The organism is Yinghuangia sp. ASG 101, assembly GCF_021165735.1.
Classification (GTDB): Bacteria; Actinomycetota; Actinomycetes; order Streptomycetales; family Streptomycetaceae; genus Yinghuangia.
In genome coordinates, this window is the sequence record NZ_CP088911.1 from 1,432,416 (window position 1) to 1,450,865 (window position 18,450).

Consider the following 18,450-nt stretch of genomic DNA (forward strand, 5'->3'; position numbering starts at 1 on the left):
CTCAGGCGCGCGACAGCGTCTCCGCGGCCGGATCGACGCAGGCGAGCACGGCCATGAGCGTGCGTTCGAGGAACTCGGCGAGCCTGCCGCGGTCCTCCTCGGGGTCCTGCCACGCGATGACGGTCTCCTCCGCGAACACCACCCACGCGCGGGCGGCGGCGCGCAGCGTCGGGGAGTCGTCGAGCCCGAACTCCGCGCAGCCGGCGAGGAGGCGGGCCGCCTGGGTGCCGCGGGCGCCGTCGACCAACTCGCGCACGGTCGCGTCCGCGCTCGCCGCGCCGCGCACGAGGGACACGTACGTCGCCCGGTGGTCGAGCACGTAGTCGACGAACGCGCCGAGCACGGCGCGCAGGCGCACGAACGGTTCGAGCGCGGTGTCCGGAGCCGTGCGCTCCAGGAAGTCCGCGCAGGCGGCTTCGACGACGGCCCGCTGGAAACCCTGCTTGGACTTGAAGTAGTGGAACATCAGGCCGCGCGAGATCCCCGCCCGCTCGGCGAGTTCGTCGACGGAGAGTTCGTCGAGCGTGCGCGTCGCGAGCAGTTCGCGTCCCAGACGCAGCAATTGCGCGCGTCGCTGATCGGGCGTCAGACGGGTACGTCGCGGTGCGGGCATGCCGCCCAGTGTACGGTCGGACCCGAATTGTTGACTTGTGTTCAATGATGTTCCCGGGGGCGCCGCGGCTTGACTTCGAGCGCGCTCGAAGCGACAAGGTGGGCTCCGTACCACCACCGCCGGACCAACAAGGAGCCACCCGCCATGCGCACCACCACACTCGGCACCGACGGCCCCGAGGTCGGCGTCATCGGCCTCGGCTGCATGGGCATGACCCACGCGTACGACCCCGAGGGCCGGGACGACGCGACCTCGGTCGCGGTCCTGCGCCAAGCCGTCGAGCTGGGCATGACGCTGATCGACACCGCCGACGTCTACGGCCCGTACACGAACGAGGAGTTGGTCGGACGCGGCCTCGCCGGGATCCGCGACCGCGTCGTGCTGGCGACGAAGGTGGGCCTGTCGCTCGACGGCGGACGGCTCGGGCGCGGAACCGCCGGGCTGGAGCGCATCGGCCGCCCCGAGCACGTGCGCCGTTCGATCGACGAGAGCCTGCGCCGCCTGCGGACCGACCACGTCGACCTCTACCAACTGCACCGCGTCGACCCCGACGTACCGATCGAGGAGACCTGGGGCGCGCTCGCCGAGACCGTCGCGGCGGGCAAGGCTCGGCACATCGGGCTCTCCGAGGTCTCCGTGGCCGAGATCCGGCGCGCGCAGGCCGTACACCCGGTGGCGTCGGTGCAGTCCGAGCTGTCGCTGTGGACGCGCGACGCACTGGCGGACGTGCTCCCCTATTGCGACGCCCAGGGCATCGCGTTCCTGCCGTTCTCGCCGCTCGGCCGAGGCTTCCTCACCGGCACCTTCGCGACCGCCGACGACCTTCCCGCCGACGACTGGCGCCGTACGCTGCCGCGCTTCCAGGCCGACGCGATCGCGGCCAACCAGGCCATCGTGACGGCGGTGCGCGCGATCGCCGAGCGCCGGCACGCGACTCCCGCACAGGTGGCCCTCGCGTGGGTGTGCGCGCAGGGCAGGTACGTTGTGCCCATCCCCGGGACGAAGACCCCGAGGTACCTCGTCGACAACGCGGGGGCCGCCGATGTGGTGCTGTCCGCGGCGGAGTTGTCGGAGCTGGACGCCCTTCCGGCCCCCGAGGGCAGCCGCTACTGAAACGGCCCCGGGGCCGACTGTCCGCGAAAACCGCCGCCGCGCGCGCATAATCACCGGCCCTCGGGTGAAACTACCGACGACGGCGGTGTGGTGCCGGGCAATCGGATCGCGCGCGGCGGCGGAATGCGTGGCGCGGACTGCTACAGAACTGATACACACTCAAGAAGAGCCTGTGACGAAGGGATTCCCCGGCTTCGGGGAGCAATCCGCGGAATCCCACAGGCGCGTTCGGAAATCAAGTACGGAAACCCTCGGTATCGCGATCTTTTCCCGGGGCAGGATCGTGCGCGTCCCGACAGACCACGAGAGGTTTTCGTCCCCCCATGCGCTCCCCCCGCTCCCCCCGCACATCGGCTCTCCGCGTCTCCGCCGTCGCCGTGTCCGGGTTCCTCGCACTCGCGGTGCTGACCGGCTGCAACGACGACGACAAGGGCAAGTCGCCCAACGGTCTGGACATCTCCGTACCGCCGATCCCGTCCGTGCCCGACTTCAAGATCCCGGACATCAACGTGCCCAGTATCAACGTGCCCAGCATCGACGTGGACGGCTCGTCGACGGCGACCCCGTCACCGGGCGGCACGGCGAGTCTGCCGGACGAGGTCGACGCGGTCGACCTCAAGGCTGGGGAGTGCATCGACATCTCCAGCAGCAAGATCAGCAAGAAGTCGTGCAGCGTTCCGCACGACGCCCAGGTCGCGGGGGTCGGCACGATCTCCGACAGTCTGGACCCGGAATCGACGGCGTTCGAGGACGCCAACGACACCGACTGCGAGCAGATGGCTTCGAAGATCATCAACCGGCAGAGCAATCCGGACAATTTCGGAATGACGTGGTACGCCCCCACTCCGGATTCATGGGAAGCCGGTGACCGGACCCTCCAGTGCATGATCATCCGCCAGGACAAAACCAAGCTGACGGAAAAGCTGATCTGACGCCTCGGGAATTCCGCGGCGTTCGGCGGCGGACCGAAGCGGCTCAGAGCCGCGACGGCGGCACGCCCAGCAGGTCGACCGTCCATTCCTCGTCCGACGTCACCACCACCAGGCTCCGCGTGGCCCGCGTCAACGCGACGTACAGCGTGCGCAGGCCGCTCGGAGCCTGGTCCGCGATGCGTTTCGGATCGACGATGACCGCGGCGTCGAATTCCAGGCCTTTCGCGTCCAGGGCGTTCATGACCTGGACGCGCGACGGCAGTCCGGCGAGCTTGTCGGCGTACGGCGCCGTCTCGCCGACGGGCGTGACGACGCCGACCGTTCCCTCGACGGAGTCCAGCAGCCGCGCGACGGCGACACCCACGGCGTCCGCCGGGTCGGCGGCCACGAGGACTTCGGGCTTCTCGCCGCCGGTGCGGACCGCCCGCGCCGGACGCGCGTCCGGGACCGCGCGCACGAGAACGCGGGCCGCGGGCGCGGCGATCTCCGCCGGATTGCGGTAGTTGGTGGTCAACACGAACTCGTGCCGCCGACGGTCGCCGACGGCGTCGCTCATCGCGTCGGCGGACGCCCGCAGGTCCTCCCACGCGCTCTGCGCCGGGTCCTCCACGATCGTCCAAGTGGCGTGGCGGCCCCGGCGTTTGAGCATGCGCCACTGCATGGGCGCGAGATCCTGGGCCTCGTCGACGACGATGTGCGCGTACTCGGCCGGCTCGTCGTCGCGCTCGCCGTTCGCGCGCGCGGACCGGGCCACGCGGTCGGCGTACGTGGTGACCTCGCTGATCTCGTCGGCGGGCACCGACGCGCGCACGCTCTCGCCGGTGAAGATGTCGTACCCGTCGACGACATAGGGGTTGTCGTCGAGGACCCCGCCCGCCACCTGGGCCCGGACGCGAGGCAACGGCCCCACCAGCGTGTCGATTTCGTCGAGCAGCGCGACGTCGAGGAACGACACCTCGCCGGTTTCGGCCGTCCGCCGCCACGTCGACGCCAGCAACGCGCTCTGACCGCGTGTCAGCCGACCCCGCGCGGCCCGGTCCACGCGGGACGGATCGGCGAGCCCGCGCAGCACGTCCAGCGGACGCAGCAGCGGCCACCACGCGTTGAGGAAGACCGCGAACTCGTCGCGGGCGGCGACGTCCTCGAGGAACGCCTCCTTCTCGCCCCGCGCCGCACCGCGCGACGCCAACTGCCCCCACAGCGCCGCGAGCACGGCCTTCGCGGCGGCCACGCGCTGGCTGTTCGGACCGCGTCGTGCCCGCTGCAGCAGGTCGCGGCGGATGCGCCGCAACGCGGCCGAGTCGAGCACCACCTCGGTGCCGCGGTGCCGCACCCGCAGCTCGTGCGGCGCACCGGCCGGTGTCGCGGCGACCGCACGGCGCAGCAGGGGCACCATGCGCGTCGCGCCCTTGAGCCGGGCCGCGTCGGGACTGTCGTGGTACGACGCGGTGACGCCGTCCACGAGGTCGCCGAGCGAGTGCAGCACCGCGCCGCCCTCCCCCAGCGACGGGAGCACGCGCTCGATGTACGCCGTGAAGCGCGGATTCGGGCCGACGACGAGCACGCCGCGCGAGCCGAAGCGCTGTCGGTGCCGGAAGAGCAGGTAGGCGACGCGGTGCAGGGCGACCGCGGTCTTGCCGGTCCCCGGACCGCCGCGCACGATGACCGACCCGTCGGCCGGGGCGCGGATCGCGTCGTCCTGCTCCTGCTGGATGGTCGCGACGATGTCGCGCATGCTCCCGTCCCGCGTGCGGCTGAGCGCGGCGAGGAACGCGCCGTCGCCGACGACCACCAGGTCGTCGGGGGCGGACCCGGGGTCGAGGAGGTCGTCCTCGATGTCGACGACCCGGTGGCCCCGGCAGTGCAGCACCCGGCGGCGCACGATCCCGCGGGGGTCCTCGGGGGTGGCCTGGTAGAACGCCTCCGCGGCGGGCGCCCGCCAGTCGACGACGAGGATTTCGCTGTCCTCGTCGCGGACGCCGATGCGGCCGATGTGCCACACCTCGCGGTCGGTGCGGTCCAGGCGCCCGAAGACCAGCCCGTCGTCGGCGGCGTCCAGCGTGCGGGCCCACAGCTCGGCCCGGAAGACCATCGTGTCCCGCTCCACGAGCGAGCCGACGGTGCCGACCTGCGCCTGCCGGTATCCCTCGCGCATCAGGGCCCGGGCCTCGCCGCGCATCGCCTCCAGACGGATGTAGGCGCGGTCGATGTGCCGCTGCTCCGCCTCGAGTTCACGCTCCTTGACGGAATCACCGGAAGGGGGCGGGGGCATCGGATCGGCTCCTTGTGCAGGTGGGGCGAAGCCCAGACATTAGTACGCGCGCGGATGCCGGTCACACGCGCGCCGCCGACGGCCGGTGCGCCCGCCGGTGTTCACACCCGCGCCGCGCGCAGCCGCCGGATCGCGAGGACCGCGCCGATGACGCCGACCACGCCGAGCAGCGACCACAGCCACAGTGCCGTGTCCGCCCCGTCGCCCGACGCCTCGCCGGCCGCCTCGGGGGCGCGTCCGGCCTGCGCGTCGGCCGGCCCCGCGGGCGGCGGGGACGCGGCGGAGGCGGGGGCGGACAGCACGGTGAGGGTCAGCGCCCGCTCGGCTTCGTGCTCCGGTGTGGCGCCGTCCGCCACGCGCACGGTGAACGCGTACCCCCCGGCGGTCGTCGGGGTGCCGCCGAGTTCCCCGGTCTCCGGGTCGAGCATGATCCCGGGCGGCAGCGTGCCGGCGGCGGACCAGCGGTACGGCGGGACGCCGCCCGAGGCCTGGAGGCGCACGGTGTAGGCGGCGTCGGCGGTGGCGTCGGCGAGCGCGGCGGTCGTGACCGTGAGGTCCGGCAGCGGGATCGCGGTGGCGGGCGGCGAGAAAGCCGAGAACCCGGCGGCGCTGACCGCGCGGACGACGTACGTGTAGGGCGTGTTGTGCGTCAGTCCGGGGTCCGTGTGGATCTGCGTCGCGGGGCCGACCGTCCCGACCAGCACGGGCTCGGCGCCCTGCCCTTCCGAGCGGAAGATCTGATAGCCCGTCAGCGGACTGCCGCCGTCGTCGGCGGGCGGCAGCCACGACAGCACGGCCTCCGCGTCGCCGGCGGTCGCGGTCAGCGCGCCGGGCGCCCCCGGGACGTCGACCCCGGCGGCGGCGAGCGGGAGCGTGCGCGACCCGTCGGGGAAGTCGCCGGTGACGGTGAGCGTGCCGGTGAGCGGCCCGCGGGCCTCGACGGTGACCCGGACCGCGATGCTGCAGCCGCCCCCGACCGGGATCGCCGCGGAGGTCGCGCAGGTGGTGCCGGTCGGCTCGATCGAGAAGGGCGGCGTGGCGGTGATCGACGCCAGGGTCAGCGGGGCGCCTCCTGCGCTGCCGACGGGGACGTGCCGGACCGCCGTGGCGGGGGCGGTGACGGCGCCGAAGTCGACCGACGCGGGCAGCCCGCCGATGTCGGCGACCGGGAGCGTGAAGACCAGCAGGGCGCGCCCCGGGCCGGTGTTGGCCTGCGACTGGGTCGCCGCGTCCGGGAACATCCCCCGGTCGGGCGGCGCCGCCGCGGGGCCGGTCCCGCCGGCGGCGGCCAGCCGCGCGTCGAAGAGCGACGGCCCGAAGGTGGTGCCGGTCGCGCCGATGACGACCGTCATGGTCTGCCCGGGCCGGAGCGGGCCGGACTCGCCGATCGTCGCGGTACCGGTGGTGACGTCCCCGCGCGTCCCGTCCGCGGCGGCGGCGCCGGACAGCGTGACGCGCACCGACGCGGCACCGTCGGGGACGGTGACGCTCGTGAGGCCCGGCTGTGTGACCTCGGTCTCCTGCCGCGTCGCGGTAACCGCGGGGAGGGGCGCCGCGTCGGCGGCCGGTGCGGTGCCGACGGCCGGTGCGACGAGCAGGGCGCCCGCGGCGACGGCCGCCGCGAGTGTGGCGCGTGCGGACGTGGCGCGCTTGCGTACCCGGTCGAACATGATGCCGGTGACCCCCCGAAGGCTGCGTCCGGAACCGGGCGTCGTCGCAGCGCACGGGGTGCCCGATCGGTCGTACGCGCGGATGGTAGCGCCGGAAGGTCGCAGGTGGGAGGACTTCGCCGGGCGGCCCGGCGATCAACGGGCGCGATGCGTACGCGTGGCCGTTTCCGCCGTGTTTGCCGCGTCGGTACGGGCCGCCTTGCCGCCGCGTCGCGCACCCCGCCTCGTCTGCGCCGGCAACCGCTCGGGGGACGTCTCGCCGTCGAGCACCCAGGTGCCGTGCGCCTCGCGCCACCGCAGCGGCCCGTGCTCGCGCCAGGGCTGGTTGGCGTCGAAGAAGGACTCCCACAGGCGCACATTGCGCCGGGCGCGGTCGCGCAGCCGTCCGACGGCCCGGACCACACCACTGTCACCGAATGCCAACGTGTGCACCTCCTCGACGCGGGACCCTTCGCGGCGTCGCGGGACGCCGGCCCGACGCGCGGCGCACGTGCCCTCGGGGGCGGTTCGGTCCGGGAACCGCGCGGGTGGGTCGTCGTGGTCGTACGCCCGCGTCCTTGGCCTCCAGTGTCGACCGCGGTGCCGGGCGCTCCAAGGGCCAATCGTCGCCGAGTGGCCTGCGGCACCCGTCGCGGCGGGCCGATCGCGCCCGGCGGAGGCGTCCAACGTCCGTGGTGTGCCGGGGAATTGCCGGAATTCCCGAGGACCGGCGGTGGAGGGGGCCTTCGTGGGGCATGGTGGGTGCGTACCCTCTCAATATCCGGGCACGCACGCATCCCGGCGCAAGCCTCCCTCCCCCGGCTCCGCCGCGAGGAGGGCGGACCGGCGTGGCGCACCTCCCCCCAGCGCGGCGCCGGTACGGGGTGGGCCTGCGGACATTCCCCCCGTCCGCGGGCCCACCTCCGGGGGCCGGGGCGGGCTCAGACCGCCGGGAACTTCTCGCCGAGCAGTTCCTCGGACATCGCCCACAGGCGTGCCGCCGCCTCCGGGTCACGCGCCCACGGCCGGTGGTTGTCGCTCACGTGGCAGTCCTCCAGGTAGAGGCCGCCCCGCCCGGCGAGGTCCGGCGAGGTCGCCGCCCACACCTGGGTCGCGGCACCCTCGGGGACGGATTTCGCGCGGTGCGCGGAGCTGGTCGCGCGGGCGAGCATCGCGGCGCCTTCCTCCTTGCCGAGGTAACGCCCCAGGTTGGTCCCGACCGAGCCGGGGTGCACGGCGTACGCGCGGACCCCCCGGTCCGCGAGGCGGCGGTCGAGTTCCACGGCGAAGAGCACGTTCGCGGTCTTGGACTGCCCGTACGCCACCCACGGTTGGTACTCCGTGGTCGCGAAGTTCGGGTCGTCCCACAGGATGTCGCTGACCTTGTGGCCGGCGGAGCTGAGGTTGACGACACGGGCCGGGGCACCGCGCAGCAGTGCGGGGACCAGCAGGTTCGTCAGCAGGAAGTGCCCGAGGTGGTTCGTGCCGAACTGCGTCTCGAACCCGTCCGCGGTGCGGCCGAGCGGTGTGGCCATCACCCCCGCGTTGTTGACGAGGACGTCCACGCGCGGGTGCCGGGCGAGCAGCCACGCCGCGAACTCCCGCACCGACGCCGCCGAGCCGAGGTCGAGCACCCCCGCCTCGACCGAACGCCCTTCGCCCGCCAGGGAGTCCACCGTCTCCGCCGCCTTGCCCGCGTCGCGCGCGGTCGCCACCACATGCGCCCCCGCCCCGGCCAACACCCGGACGGTCTCCGCTCCCAACCCCGACGTCGCCCCGGTGACGACGACGACTCTGCCGGTCAGATCAGCACCGGCGACAGCTTCTTCCGCAGTGGTCTCAGGTCCGAATATGGGCACGGTTGTCCTCGTTTCTGCGCGATTCGATCCGTCGGTGTGCTCCACGCCTCCCCGCCGCACCTTACTGACCGGCCGTCCGCCGGCCACCGGCCGACCGGCGCGGGTGCGGCGGCCGGGCCGCGTCGAGACGCTGCGATCCGGGAACCGTGCCTTCCCGACGACGCGTCAGACGGCGGTGAGGACCCGGGGGCCGTCGGAGGTGACGGCGACGGTGTTCTCGAAGTGGGCCGCGCGGGTGCCGTCGGCGGTGGCCAGGGTCCACCGGTCGGCGAGCACCCGGTAGTCGGTGCGCCCGCTCTCCACGAACATCGGCTCCAGGGCGAGGACGACGCCTTCGCGCAGGCGGTAACCGCGCCCGGGCCGGCCGGTGTTCGGAACATGGGGATCCTCGTGCATCGACGTGCCGATACCGTGGCCGCCGTGGTTGCGGAGGATGCCGTAGCCGTACGCCTCCGCGACGCACTGCACCGCGTGGGCCACGTCCCCGAGCCTCCTGCCGGGCAGCATCTGGGCGGTCGCGGCCTCCAGCGCCTCGCGCGTGGCGTCGGACAGCCGCCGCGCCTCCGCGTCGACCCGCCCGACGCCGACCGTGACGGCGGCGTCGCCGTGGTAGCCGTCGACGATCGCACCGCAGTCCACCGACAGCAGGTCTCCGTCGCGCAGCGCCCGGTCGTTCGGGATGCCGTGCACGACGACCTCGTTCACCGACAGGCACAGCACGCCGGGGAACGGCGGCAACTCGGCGTACGGCCGGTAGCCGAGGAACGACGGCTTCGCCCCCGCCGCGCGTATGTGCCGGGCGGCGAGCGCGTCGAGTTCGCGCAGCGTCACACCGGGGCGGGCGGCCTCGGCCACCACACGAAGCGTGTCGGCGACCACGCGCCCGGCCTCCCGCATCGACGCGATCTCCGCCGGACTCTTGAGCGACACCACGGGTCCACCACCTCCTGCGATTCCTGTCTTTGGCCAAACAATACACACCAAAGAATACGGGCCAAAAAATACAGGCCATAGAATCGAGGCATGGTACGCACCCCCTTGACCGACGAACAGCGGGACCGGGGCCGGGTTCTCGGCCAGGCCCTGCGCGAGGCACGCGGTCGTCGGAGCGCGGCGGAGGTGTCGGCGGCGTCCGGCGTTCCGCTGGACACGCTGCGCAAGATCGAACGCGGGGCGATCGCGATGCCGGCGTTCTTCACCGTCGCGCAACTCGCCCGCGTGCTGGACCTCGACCTCGCGGAACTGGCCGCCGAGCTTCTGCCGGCGGACGCACCGCACGTACGGGCGGGAGCCGCCTGACGCGCACGCGCGCCACACCGGCCGTGTCCTCGGGCACCCCTGCCGCGTTGTTGGCGTAGAGGCCGCCGCACACCGGGCCGCCGCACACCGGGCCGCCCGGCAACCGACCGCCACAAGGCGGGCGCGCGGTGACCGGGACGCGGGCACGAAGCCGGAGAGACGGCCGACGCCGCGTCGTGGCCACCGGGCCCCGGCTGCCGCGACATCGCCGCCCAAAGGGCCGCGGATCGGGCACGGGCCGCGCCAAGAGGCCTGTGGGGCCCGAAGGCGATGCCGCGCTCGTCGGCGGCGCGCGGTCAGGCGAACGACGCCGTTCCCGCCGCACTCCACACCGGGATGCCGAGCGACAGGGTGAAGTCGGTGGGCATGAACTTGTCCGGCACGCGCGGAACGCGCGGAAGCTGTGCGGCCCGTGCCGCCGGCACGTACAGAGACGCCATCGAGCTGAAGAAGACCGCAACCGCCAGCACAGCCGCGCGCCGGTAACCGAGCCTCATATTCGCCTCCTCGAACGCGGCACCGCTCCACCCGGAAATTCGGCGCCGAAACCCGCCACCCCACGTGACGGCGGGATGACTCTAAGGTTTTGTCGAGATTGCTCCGGACATCCTTAGGCCGTACGGGTGAATCCGCATACGCCAATGGCCGTCGAGACACGCAAGTTCACCCTCACGAGTGAACCACTCCCCCTTGCCTCACCCCCGCGACCCGGATCACTTGATTTGTCGACATAGGCTTTTACATCTATGCGGCGGTCTCGCGAGTCCGGCGCACGACCGTTCGACAGCGCTCCGACCGCCTTGGCGGCGTGCGCGAGGGTGGCGCCCCCACATGGATGCCTTTAGTCATACGATCTGGTGAGCACAAGAATGTCGCATCCGCCACCCGGAAACTCTCCGCGGTCATATGCCGCCTATCGGAGGTCACCGGGTGAATCCCCAGCGCAGCCGCCGTCGTTCCACGGCTTCCTGTCTCTTCGTCTCCACCGTCGCCACGGGTCTGGCCGCCACCTTGGCTGCCTGCTCGGGGACCGGCGCCGAGCGCCACGGGCTCGGCGGGGAGACCACGATCGCCCCGCCGGCGAGCACCGCCCCCGCGGCGACGGCCCCCTCCCCCGGCGACGCCGGTTCCGCGGTCGCCCCGAAACCGGTCCCCGGTGAGGGCGACGCCCCGCTCGCGAAACCCCAGCAGATCGACGCCGCCGAGGTCGCCCAGGCCCGGCAGAAGGCCGCCGCCCAGTGGGGACTGGCCGCCGCACCCCTGGTCGCACCGCCGCCGCCCGCCGTCAAGCCCCGGCTCACCGACAACCCGCCGCAGGTCATGACCGGCTCGGACGTACCGCCGGTCGTGCGCCGGGTGCCCACCGACGACAAGGTCGTGTTCCTCACCATCGACGACGGCGCGGAGAAGGACCCCGAGTTCAGCCGCATGCTGCGCGAACTGGGGATCCCGGCGAGCGTGTTCGTCAGTGACTACCTCGTGCCGAACTACGACTACTTCCGCGGCCTCGCGGAGCAGGGCGTCGCGGTCAACAACCACACGATCAACCACCGCGACCTGCGCAAACTGGGGTCCGACGGGCTGCGGCACGAGATCTGCGACCAGCAGGACAACCTCGAACAGGAGATCGGCGCACGCCCCCGCCTGTTCCGCCCCCCATACGGCGAGTACACGCACGAAACGCTGCGCGTCGCGGCGGAGTGCGGCGTCGAGGCCATCCCGCTGTGGAACCAGGAGGTGTTCGCGGACCACCTGGACTACCGCTACGCCGACGGCCGCTTCCACCCCGGCGACATCATCCTCACGCACTTCCGAGGCCCGACCGAATGGCACGGCAGCATGACCGACATGCTGCGCCGGGTGGTCCGCGAGGCCACCGCACAGGGCTTCGCGTTCGCGCGGCTGGACGACTACATCTGATCCCCCGGCGTGCCGGGGGCGGCGCAACGCGAAAACAGTGCGGGGACGGCGCGGCGCGGCTCGCCGTCGTGGCGGGGGCGCGGCGGGTCGGGGCCGCGGACCGGAGTCGCGGCGGCGCGGCACCGGGGGCCGCGCAGGTGGCGGCGGCATGGCAGGAGGGCGCGGCGGGGCCGCGGATCGGGGGCGCTGCGGGCAGCACCGGGAGGGCCTGATGGACGGCGGCGGCAGGTCGCGACGCGCGGGGCCGCCGATGGCGGGGCAGTGGGTCGGGGCTGTGGCGGCGCCGAGGGGGGCCGTGGCGGCGGAGTGGCGGGTCGGGGCCGTGCGGCGGGGCGGGGAGAGGACCGGACGGGACGGCGCCCGGGCGCCGTCGGCGCCCCGCCTGCGCGGGGCGCGGGCTGGGCGTCCTCGGTGCCCCGCCGACGCTCGGCGCGCGGCCGGATCATGACGCTGGGTTCCGGTCCGTACCCGGCGTGGAATCGTTAGTGCCGCTAAGCATTTACACTCGGTCGTCGTGACAGTCACCGCGCCCCCGGTCGCCCCCGAGATTCCGCGTCCCGCCGCCGGACGCGGATGGCTGCGCCGCCTGCTGGCCGCCTGCTGGCAGCACAAGAGCAGCGTCCTCTGGGCCTTCGGCGCCTCGATTCTCGGCATGACGGTGACCGCGTTCGTGCCGCTGATCCAGCGCGCGGTCATCGACGACGCGGTGGTGAGCCACACGCGCTCGATAGCCCCGCTCGCGGTGCTGCTCGTTGGGGCGGCGGTCATCGCTTTCGCGACGGCATACGTGCGCCGCTACGTCGGCGGGCGGCTGTCGCTCGAAGTGCAGTACGACCTGCGCACCCAGGTCTTCGCGGCGCTCTCGCGACTCGACGGCGCGCGGCAGGACGAGTTGCAGACCGGGCAGATCGTCAGCCGGGCCGGCTCGGACATCAACATGGTCTCCAGCGTCCTGGCGATGCTGCCCATGCTGACCGGCAGCGCGCTGCTCTTCGTGCTCTCGCTGATCGTGATGTTCACGCTGTCGCCCCTGCTCACCGTGGTCGCGCTCGCGGTCGGGCCGGGGCTGTTCGTGGTCGCGCGCGTGTCACGCCGCCGACTGTTTCCGGCCACCTGGGCGGCGCAGCAGGAGGCCGCCGCGCTGGCGGGTGTCGTCGACGGCGCGGTGACCGGCGTCCGCGTGGTGAAGGGCTTCGGGCAGGAGCGCCAGGAGATCGCGCGGCTGGAGGATTCCGGGAAGCGCCTGTTCGCGGCGCGGATGCGCGCCGTGCGGCTCAACAGCCGCTACACCCCGACGCTGTCGGCGATTCCCGCGCTCGGACAGGTCGGCGTCCTGGCACTCGGCGGCTGGCTGGCCATCAAGGGCCAGATCACGCTTGGTACATTTCTCGCTTTCTCGACTTATCTCGGCCAGCTGGTCGGTCCCGTGCGCATGCTGGCGAGTCTGCTGACGCTCGGTCAGCAGGCTCGTGCGTCGGTCGAGCGCGTCTACGAGGTCATCGACTCGCAGCCGCTCGTCACCGAGAAGCCGGACGCGACACCGCTGGCACCGCGGGCGGCCGGCATCGAGTTCGACCGGGCGACGTTCGGCTATGTCGCGTCGCGCCCGGTCCTGAACGGTCTGACCCTGTCCGTCGCCCCCGGCGAGACCCTCGCCCTGGTCGGGACGTCGGGCTCCGGCAAGTCGACGGTGTCGATGCTGCTCCCGCGCTTCTACGACGTGCAGGACGGTGCGGTCCGGGTGGCCGGGCACGACGTCCGGGACCTCACGCTGGATTCGCTGCGGGCGGCCATCGGCCTGGTCGCGGAGGACTCGTTCCTGTTCTCCGACACCGTGCGCGCCAACATCGCGTACGGCCGGCCCGACGCGACCGACGAGCAGGTGCGGGCCGCGGCCCGCGCGGCGGAGGCGGACACGTTCGTCAACGCGCTTCCGGACGGCTACGCGTCGGTGGTCGGCGAACAGGGCCTCACGTTGTCCGGCGGCCAGCGGCAGCGCATCGCCCTCGCCCGCGCGCTGCTCACCGACCCCCGCATCCTCGTGTTGGACGACGCGACGTCGGCGGTCGACCCCAAGGTCGAGGCGGAGATCCACGCGACGCTGCGCCGGGTGATGGCGGGCCGGACGACCGTGCTGATCGCCCACCGCCGGTCGACGCTGCAATTGGCGGACCGCATCGCGGTGCTCGATCACGGGCGCCTGGTCGACGTCGGGACCTACGCGGAACTGGACGCGCGCTGCCCGCTGTTCCGGCTGCTGCTGTCCGGCCCGGGGGACGACGCGGAGGGCGCGGACGCGGATCCGCAGGCCGGGCCGCCCAGCACGTTGTCCGGGGTCTCCCTGGTCGCGACGGCCGACCGGGGGACCGGGCGGAAGCGGGCCGAGCCTCCCGTCGACGGGATCACCCCGGAGTTGTGGGACCGGGGCGCGCTGCCGGATTCCCCGTACGCGGACACGACCCGCGCCACGGCGCGCACGGGAGCCGCGACGCTCGGCGGAGGGGGCGGCCCCGGACGCGGCGGGCCGGGTGGCGCCGCCGGGGGCTCCGGCTTCGCCGCGATGATGCCGGCGACCCCGGAACTCCTCGCCCAGGTGGAGGCGTTGCCGCCCGCGAACGACCGGCCGAAGGTCGACGAGGACAGCGCCCGGACGGAGGACCGTCATTTCACGCTGCGGTCGCTGCTGCGCCCGTACCGCGTGCCGCTGCTCATCGGCCTTCTCCTGGTCGCGTTCGACGCCGCGGCGCAGCTCGCGCTGCCCGCGCTGATCCGCGACGGCGTGGACCGCGGGGTGAGCGACCAGGCGACGCACGCGATCGTGGCGGTCTCGCTGATCGCGCTGGTGGTCGTGGCGGCGGACTGGCTGATCAACGTCGCGCAGGTGCGGATCGCGGGACGCACGGGCGAGCGCCTGCTCTACACGCTCCGCGTCAAGACGTTCGCGCATCTGCAGCGGCTCGGGTTGGACTACTACGAGCGCGAGATGTCCGGGCGGATCATGACGCGCATGACCACCGACGTCGACGCCATGTCGACGTTCCTGCAGACCGGCCTGGTCAGCGCGGTGGTCAGCGTGCTGACGTTCTTCGGGATCATGGCCGCGCTGCTGGTGCTGGACTGGCAGTTGGCGCTGCTGGTGATGAGTGTGCTGCCGGTTTTGATCACCGCGACGGTGGTCTTCCGCAAGCGTTCGGCGGCGGCGTACGACGACGCGCGCGAGAAGGTGAGCGCGGTCAACGCCGACCTCCAGGAGAACGTGGCCGGGATGCGGACCGCGCAGGCGTTCCGGCGCGAGGCGCGCAATTCCGAGCGGTTCGCCGAACGCAGCCGCGACTACTACGAATCGCGGCTCACGGCACAGCGCTACATCGCGCTGTATTTCCCCTTCGGTCAGTTCCTGTCCAGTCTGGCCGGCGCGCTGGTCCTCGTGGTGGGTGCGCAGCGGGTGGACGCGGGCACGATGACGGCGGGTGCGTTGATCGCGTATCTGCTGTACATCGACATGTTCTTCACGCCGATCCAGCAGCTGTCCCAGGTGTTCGACGGCTACCAGCAGGCGGCGGTCGGCCTGCGGCGCATCCGGGACCTGCTGCGGACGCCGAGTTCGACGCCGGGGCCGGAGAAGCCGGTGCCGGTTCCGGACGCGGGCCTCAAAGGCGAGATCGTGTTCCACGACGTGCACTTCGCCTACCGGACGACGGCCGCGGGCGAGGGCGGCCCGCGGAACGGCAAGGTGCCGGAGGCGATTTCGGGAGTGTCGCTGCGGGTCGCGCCGGGCGAGACGGTGGCGCTGGTCGGTGAGACGGGCGCGGGCAAGTCGACGCTGGTCAAGCTGGTCGCGCGGTTCTACGACGTGGACGCGGGCGCGGTGCGCGTGGACGGCGTGGACGTGCGCGACTGGGACCTCGCCGGCTACCGGCACCGGCTGGGCGTGGTGCCGCAGGAGCCGTATCTGGCGGCGGGCACGGTCCGCGACGCGATCGCGTACGGGCGCCCGGACGCCACCGACGCCGAAGTGGAGGCGGCGGCCCGCGCGGTGGGCGCACACGACGCGATCGCCGCGCTCACCGGCGGCTACCTGCACGCGGTGGGTGAGCGCGGGCGGACGCTGTCGGCGGGGCAGCGGCAGCTGATCGCGCTCGCGCGCGCGCAGTTGGTCGACCCGGACATCCTGCTGCTCGACGAGGCGACGGCGGCGCTGGACCTGGCCACGGAAGCCGCGGTGACGCGGGCGGCCGACGAGGTCGCGAAGCGGCGTACGACGCTGGTGGTCGCCCACCGGTTGTCGACGGCGGCGAAGGCGGACCGGGTGGCGGTGGTCGACCGCGGACGTGTCGTGGAGGTCGGTACGCACGACGAACTCCTGGCGCGCGACGGCGCCTACGCGTCGTTGTGGTCCGCCTTCACCGGCATCGACGAGCAGGTGGCCTGAGGCTGTTCGCCGCGCCGGTGCTCACCCGCGGGCGGCGCCTCGCCCCGACCGGCCCGCGCGCTTCCGGCGGGCCCGGCGTCACGCGGTCGGCGCCTGCGTCCACCGCCTCCGGCGCCACGTGAAGGGCGGGACAAGGATGCGCTGCGCGACCGTCTCGTCCCAGGTGACGGCGACGCCGTGCCGGGCCAGCACGTCGCGCACGGTGCGGCCGACGGCCACCGAGGCCTCGTCGTGGTCGGCCCGGGAGCGACCGGGGAGGGAGAACGCGCCGAAGGTGAGGTACAGGCCGTCGCCGCGAACGGCGCGTGCGAGGTCCTGACCGTGGTAGAAGACCGCGCCGCGGACTCGGCCCCAGGGGGATTCCTCGGCATCGTCGTCCTCGCCGAAGTCCTCGTCGTCGTCGAAGTCCTCGTTTTCGTCGAGTTCGTCGAGTTCGTCGAGTTCGTCGGCCAGGATGCCGGCGTCCTCCTCGGCGGCCGACCAGCCGTCCGACTGCGTCAGCCCGGCATTCTGCAGCGCCACGATGCCCAGGCCGCGCAGTTCGGCGAACGCGCGGTCGAGCGCGTCGTTCGTGGTGACGTCGTCCCAGTCCGCTTCGGCGGCCTTCTCGGACGCCGTCAACTCCCTGACGAAGGCCGTCAGTTCCTCGGTCAGACCGGGGTGGTCGCCGTCCGGGAGCCGGGCGACGATGTCGTCCAGATAGGCCACGATCTCCGGTTCACGGCGGAATCCGCCGCGCACGGTCGCCGTCAGGGCGTCGATGATGTGGTCGCGGTTCTGGTCGCTGCTCATGTCGTCCCCGGTTCCTCGGCTGCGTCCGTGGGCCACGAGGGTAGGGCACGGTGGCGGCGGCGGCCGGAGTTCGCGGGCACCGGACGTCATCGTGGGGACGCAAGCCCCCGACGATGACGCGTGGTGCCCGCGCGGGCGTCACAGGACGACGAGCACCAGGGTCTCCGCCACACACGCGGGCTTGCTCTGGCCGTCGATCTCGACGGTGTAGCGCACCAGCACCTGCTTGCCCTGCGCGACGTCGCGCACGTCGACCAGCTCCGCGCCGACGCGCACGCGCGAGCCGACCGTGACGGGCGTCGGGAAACGCACCTTCTCGGAGCCGTAGTTGACCAGCATCTTCGGGCCCTCGAGGCGGAACACGTCCTTGCCGAGCGCGGGAATCATCGACAGCGTCAGGTAGCCGTGCGCGATCGTGGCGCCGAACGGGCCGTCCTTCGCGCGCTCGGGGTCGACGTGAATCCACTGGTGGTCACCGGTGGCCTCGGCGAAGAGGTTGATGCGGTCCTGGTCGACGACGTGCCAGTCGCTGTACCCCAGGTGCTCGCCCTTCTGGGCCGCGAACTCGTCGAACGACGTGAAAACCCGCATGTCTGCCTCCGGCGTGGTCGGGAGTGTTGGTCTCGGCCGGCGTCACCGGTCCGGGTGACAACCGTTTGCGCGGCCCATCGTATTGGTCGCTCAGTCGATAGTGGACCTTGCAAACTAATTTCCCAACGGCTAGGTTCCAGACGCACCGTATGCGGATGCGAATGCACGTGCATATGCATCAGCTAGGGTGTTGCGCGGGCCGCTGCGGGACGCCGGTCCCCTTGAGGGGGGTGTGTGCACGAAATGCCTGAGGGCAACCCGGAACTGACGATCACGCATATCGGCGACACGCCCTGGCACGAGGTCAAGGCGCAGCTCCACCACGGCCGCCGGGTGTCGGTGTGGGAGAAGTTCCTGGACTGGACGCCCGAGCGCATGGTGATCTACGCGCGCTACGACCCCGGCGTGGTCGTCGAACGCCACGGACACCAATCGGACCACTACGTCTTCGTCGTCGCCGGCGAGGTCTCCGTCGGCGACCGGCCGTGCCCGGCGGGCACCCACATCACGCTGGAGCGCGGCGCGGCGTTCGGTCCGCTCGTCGCCGGGCCGGAGGGCGCGACGCTGTACGAGGTGATGTCGGGCGACCCCCGCGCCGTTCCCGCCGACCGCGAGGGCTTCGCCCGCCTTCTCGCCGAACGGGACATCACGCCCCTGCCCAACCCGCCCGTGCCGTGGCCCGACTGGCTGGCGGACCGGACGGACGGCGACCCCGGCGCCGGTCCGCCGAGAGGACCGGACCGGCAAAAAACGGAATGACCCCCATGTAGCCGATCATTCGGCTACATTCACCCGCAGACCACCACCCACGCCGCGTGCGCGAGCCTCGCCCCTGTGGGCACGCGCAAGTCGGCCGGCGGCGTGTGGCGCCGCCCCTGTGCGCCACACGCCGCCTCGGAGGCGGCCCGGCCGGGCGAATCCGCCACGGCCCGGCCGGGCCGCCTCACGCTCCGCGATCCACCTGCCGCCAAGTGGCTC

15 protein-coding genes are annotated in these 18,450 nt (G+C 72.8%); 6 read left to right on the forward strand and 9 right to left on the reverse strand.

The genetic code is table 11. The features are described 5' to 3' along the window. Position 1: 1 nt before the first annotated feature. Entirely contained in the window at positions 2 to 613 is a 612-nt protein-coding gene (locus LO772_RS05820; protein WP_231777286.1) for a TetR/AcrR family transcriptional regulator, read from the reverse strand. Positions 614 to 757: 144 nt separating this feature from the next. Between LO772_RS05820 and LO772_RS05825 the strand changes: the two genes are divergently transcribed. Next, positions 758 to 1,726 (forward strand): aldo/keto reductase, encoded by a 969-nt coding sequence (locus LO772_RS05825; protein ID WP_231777287.1) that lies wholly within the window; start codon positions 758 to 760, stop codon positions 1,724 to 1,726. A gap of 323 nt (positions 1,727 to 2,049) precedes the next feature. After that, a complete protein-coding gene (locus tag LO772_RS05830) occupies positions 2,050 to 2,658 on the forward strand; it encodes a septum formation family protein (RefSeq protein WP_231777288.1) in 609 nt (202 codons plus the stop codon). Between the two features lie 43 nt (positions 2,659 to 2,701). On the opposite strand, the gene LO772_RS05835 is transcribed toward LO772_RS05830, so the two are convergent. From LO772_RS05835 to map, 5 genes are all read right to left on the reverse strand, one after another. Then, on the reverse strand, positions 2,702 to 4,930 hold the full coding sequence (locus LO772_RS05835; RefSeq protein WP_231777289.1) for a UvrD-helicase domain-containing protein: 2,229 nt from the start codon (positions 4,928 to 4,930) through the stop codon (positions 2,702 to 2,704). A 101-nt stretch (positions 4,931 to 5,031) separates the two neighbouring features. After that, a complete protein-coding gene (locus LO772_RS05840; protein WP_231777290.1) occupies positions 5,032 to 6,600 on the reverse strand; it encodes a fibronectin type III domain-containing protein in 1,569 nt (522 codons plus the stop codon). A gap of 135 nt (positions 6,601 to 6,735) precedes the next feature. Further along, a complete protein-coding gene (locus tag LO772_RS05845; RefSeq protein ID WP_231777291.1) occupies positions 6,736 to 7,023 on the reverse strand; it encodes a hypothetical protein in 288 nt (95 codons plus the stop codon). Positions 7,024 to 7,520: 497 nt separating this feature from the next. Further along, complete coding sequence (locus LO772_RS05850) at positions 7,521 to 8,438, reverse strand: SDR family NAD(P)-dependent oxidoreductase (RefSeq protein WP_231777292.1); 918 nt, start codon at positions 8,436 to 8,438, stop codon at positions 7,521 to 7,523. A 165-nt stretch (positions 8,439 to 8,603) separates the two neighbouring features. After that, on the reverse strand, positions 8,604 to 9,371 hold the full coding sequence (gene map, locus LO772_RS05855) for a type I methionyl aminopeptidase (RefSeq protein WP_231777293.1): 768 nt from the start codon (positions 9,369 to 9,371) through the stop codon (positions 8,604 to 8,606). Positions 9,372 to 9,461: 90 nt separating this feature from the next. On the opposite strand from map, the gene LO772_RS05860 reads away from it, so the two are divergent. Beyond that, on the forward strand, positions 9,462 to 9,737 hold the full coding sequence (locus LO772_RS05860; protein ID WP_231777294.1) for a helix-turn-helix domain-containing protein: 276 nt from the start codon (positions 9,462 to 9,464) through the stop codon (positions 9,735 to 9,737). Positions 9,738 to 10,033: 296 nt separating this feature from the next. Here the strand turns inward: LO772_RS05860 and LO772_RS05865 are convergent, their stop codons facing one another. Next, positions 10,034 to 10,234, reverse strand: coding sequence for a hypothetical protein (locus LO772_RS05865; protein ID WP_231777295.1), 201 nt, complete (start codon positions 10,232 to 10,234; stop codon positions 10,034 to 10,036). A gap of 433 nt (positions 10,235 to 10,667) precedes the next feature. Here LO772_RS05865 and LO772_RS05870 point away from each other — a divergent pair, with 433 nt between their 5' ends. Next, positions 10,668 to 11,657, forward strand: a complete 990-nt coding sequence (locus LO772_RS05870; protein WP_231777296.1) for a polysaccharide deacetylase family protein — start codon at positions 10,668 to 10,670, stop codon at positions 11,655 to 11,657. 514 nt (positions 11,658 to 12,171) lie between these two features. Beyond that, positions 12,172 to 16,089 (forward strand): ABC transporter ATP-binding protein, encoded by a 3,918-nt coding sequence (locus tag LO772_RS05875; protein WP_231777297.1) that lies wholly within the window; start codon positions 12,172 to 12,174, stop codon positions 16,087 to 16,089. Between the two features lie 78 nt (positions 16,090 to 16,167). On the opposite strand, the gene LO772_RS05880 is transcribed toward LO772_RS05875, so the two are convergent. Both LO772_RS05880 and LO772_RS05885 read right to left on the reverse strand, forming a co-directional pair. Further along, a complete protein-coding gene (locus tag LO772_RS05880) occupies positions 16,168 to 16,881 on the reverse strand; it encodes a DUF6891 domain-containing protein (RefSeq protein WP_231777298.1) in 714 nt (237 codons plus the stop codon). 138 nt (positions 16,882 to 17,019) lie between these two features. Next, positions 17,020 to 17,472 carry a MaoC family dehydratase gene (locus LO772_RS05885; RefSeq protein WP_231777299.1) on the reverse strand — a complete coding sequence of 151 codons (453 nt, stop codon included), beginning with the start codon at positions 17,470 to 17,472 and terminating at the stop codon, positions 17,020 to 17,022. A gap of 243 nt (positions 17,473 to 17,715) precedes the next feature. Here LO772_RS05885 and LO772_RS05890 point away from each other — a divergent pair, with 243 nt between their 5' ends. Further along, entirely contained in the window at positions 17,716 to 18,231 is a 516-nt protein-coding gene (locus LO772_RS05890; RefSeq protein WP_231779430.1) for a cupin domain-containing protein, read from the forward strand. Positions 18,232 to 18,450 lie beyond the last annotated feature (219 nt).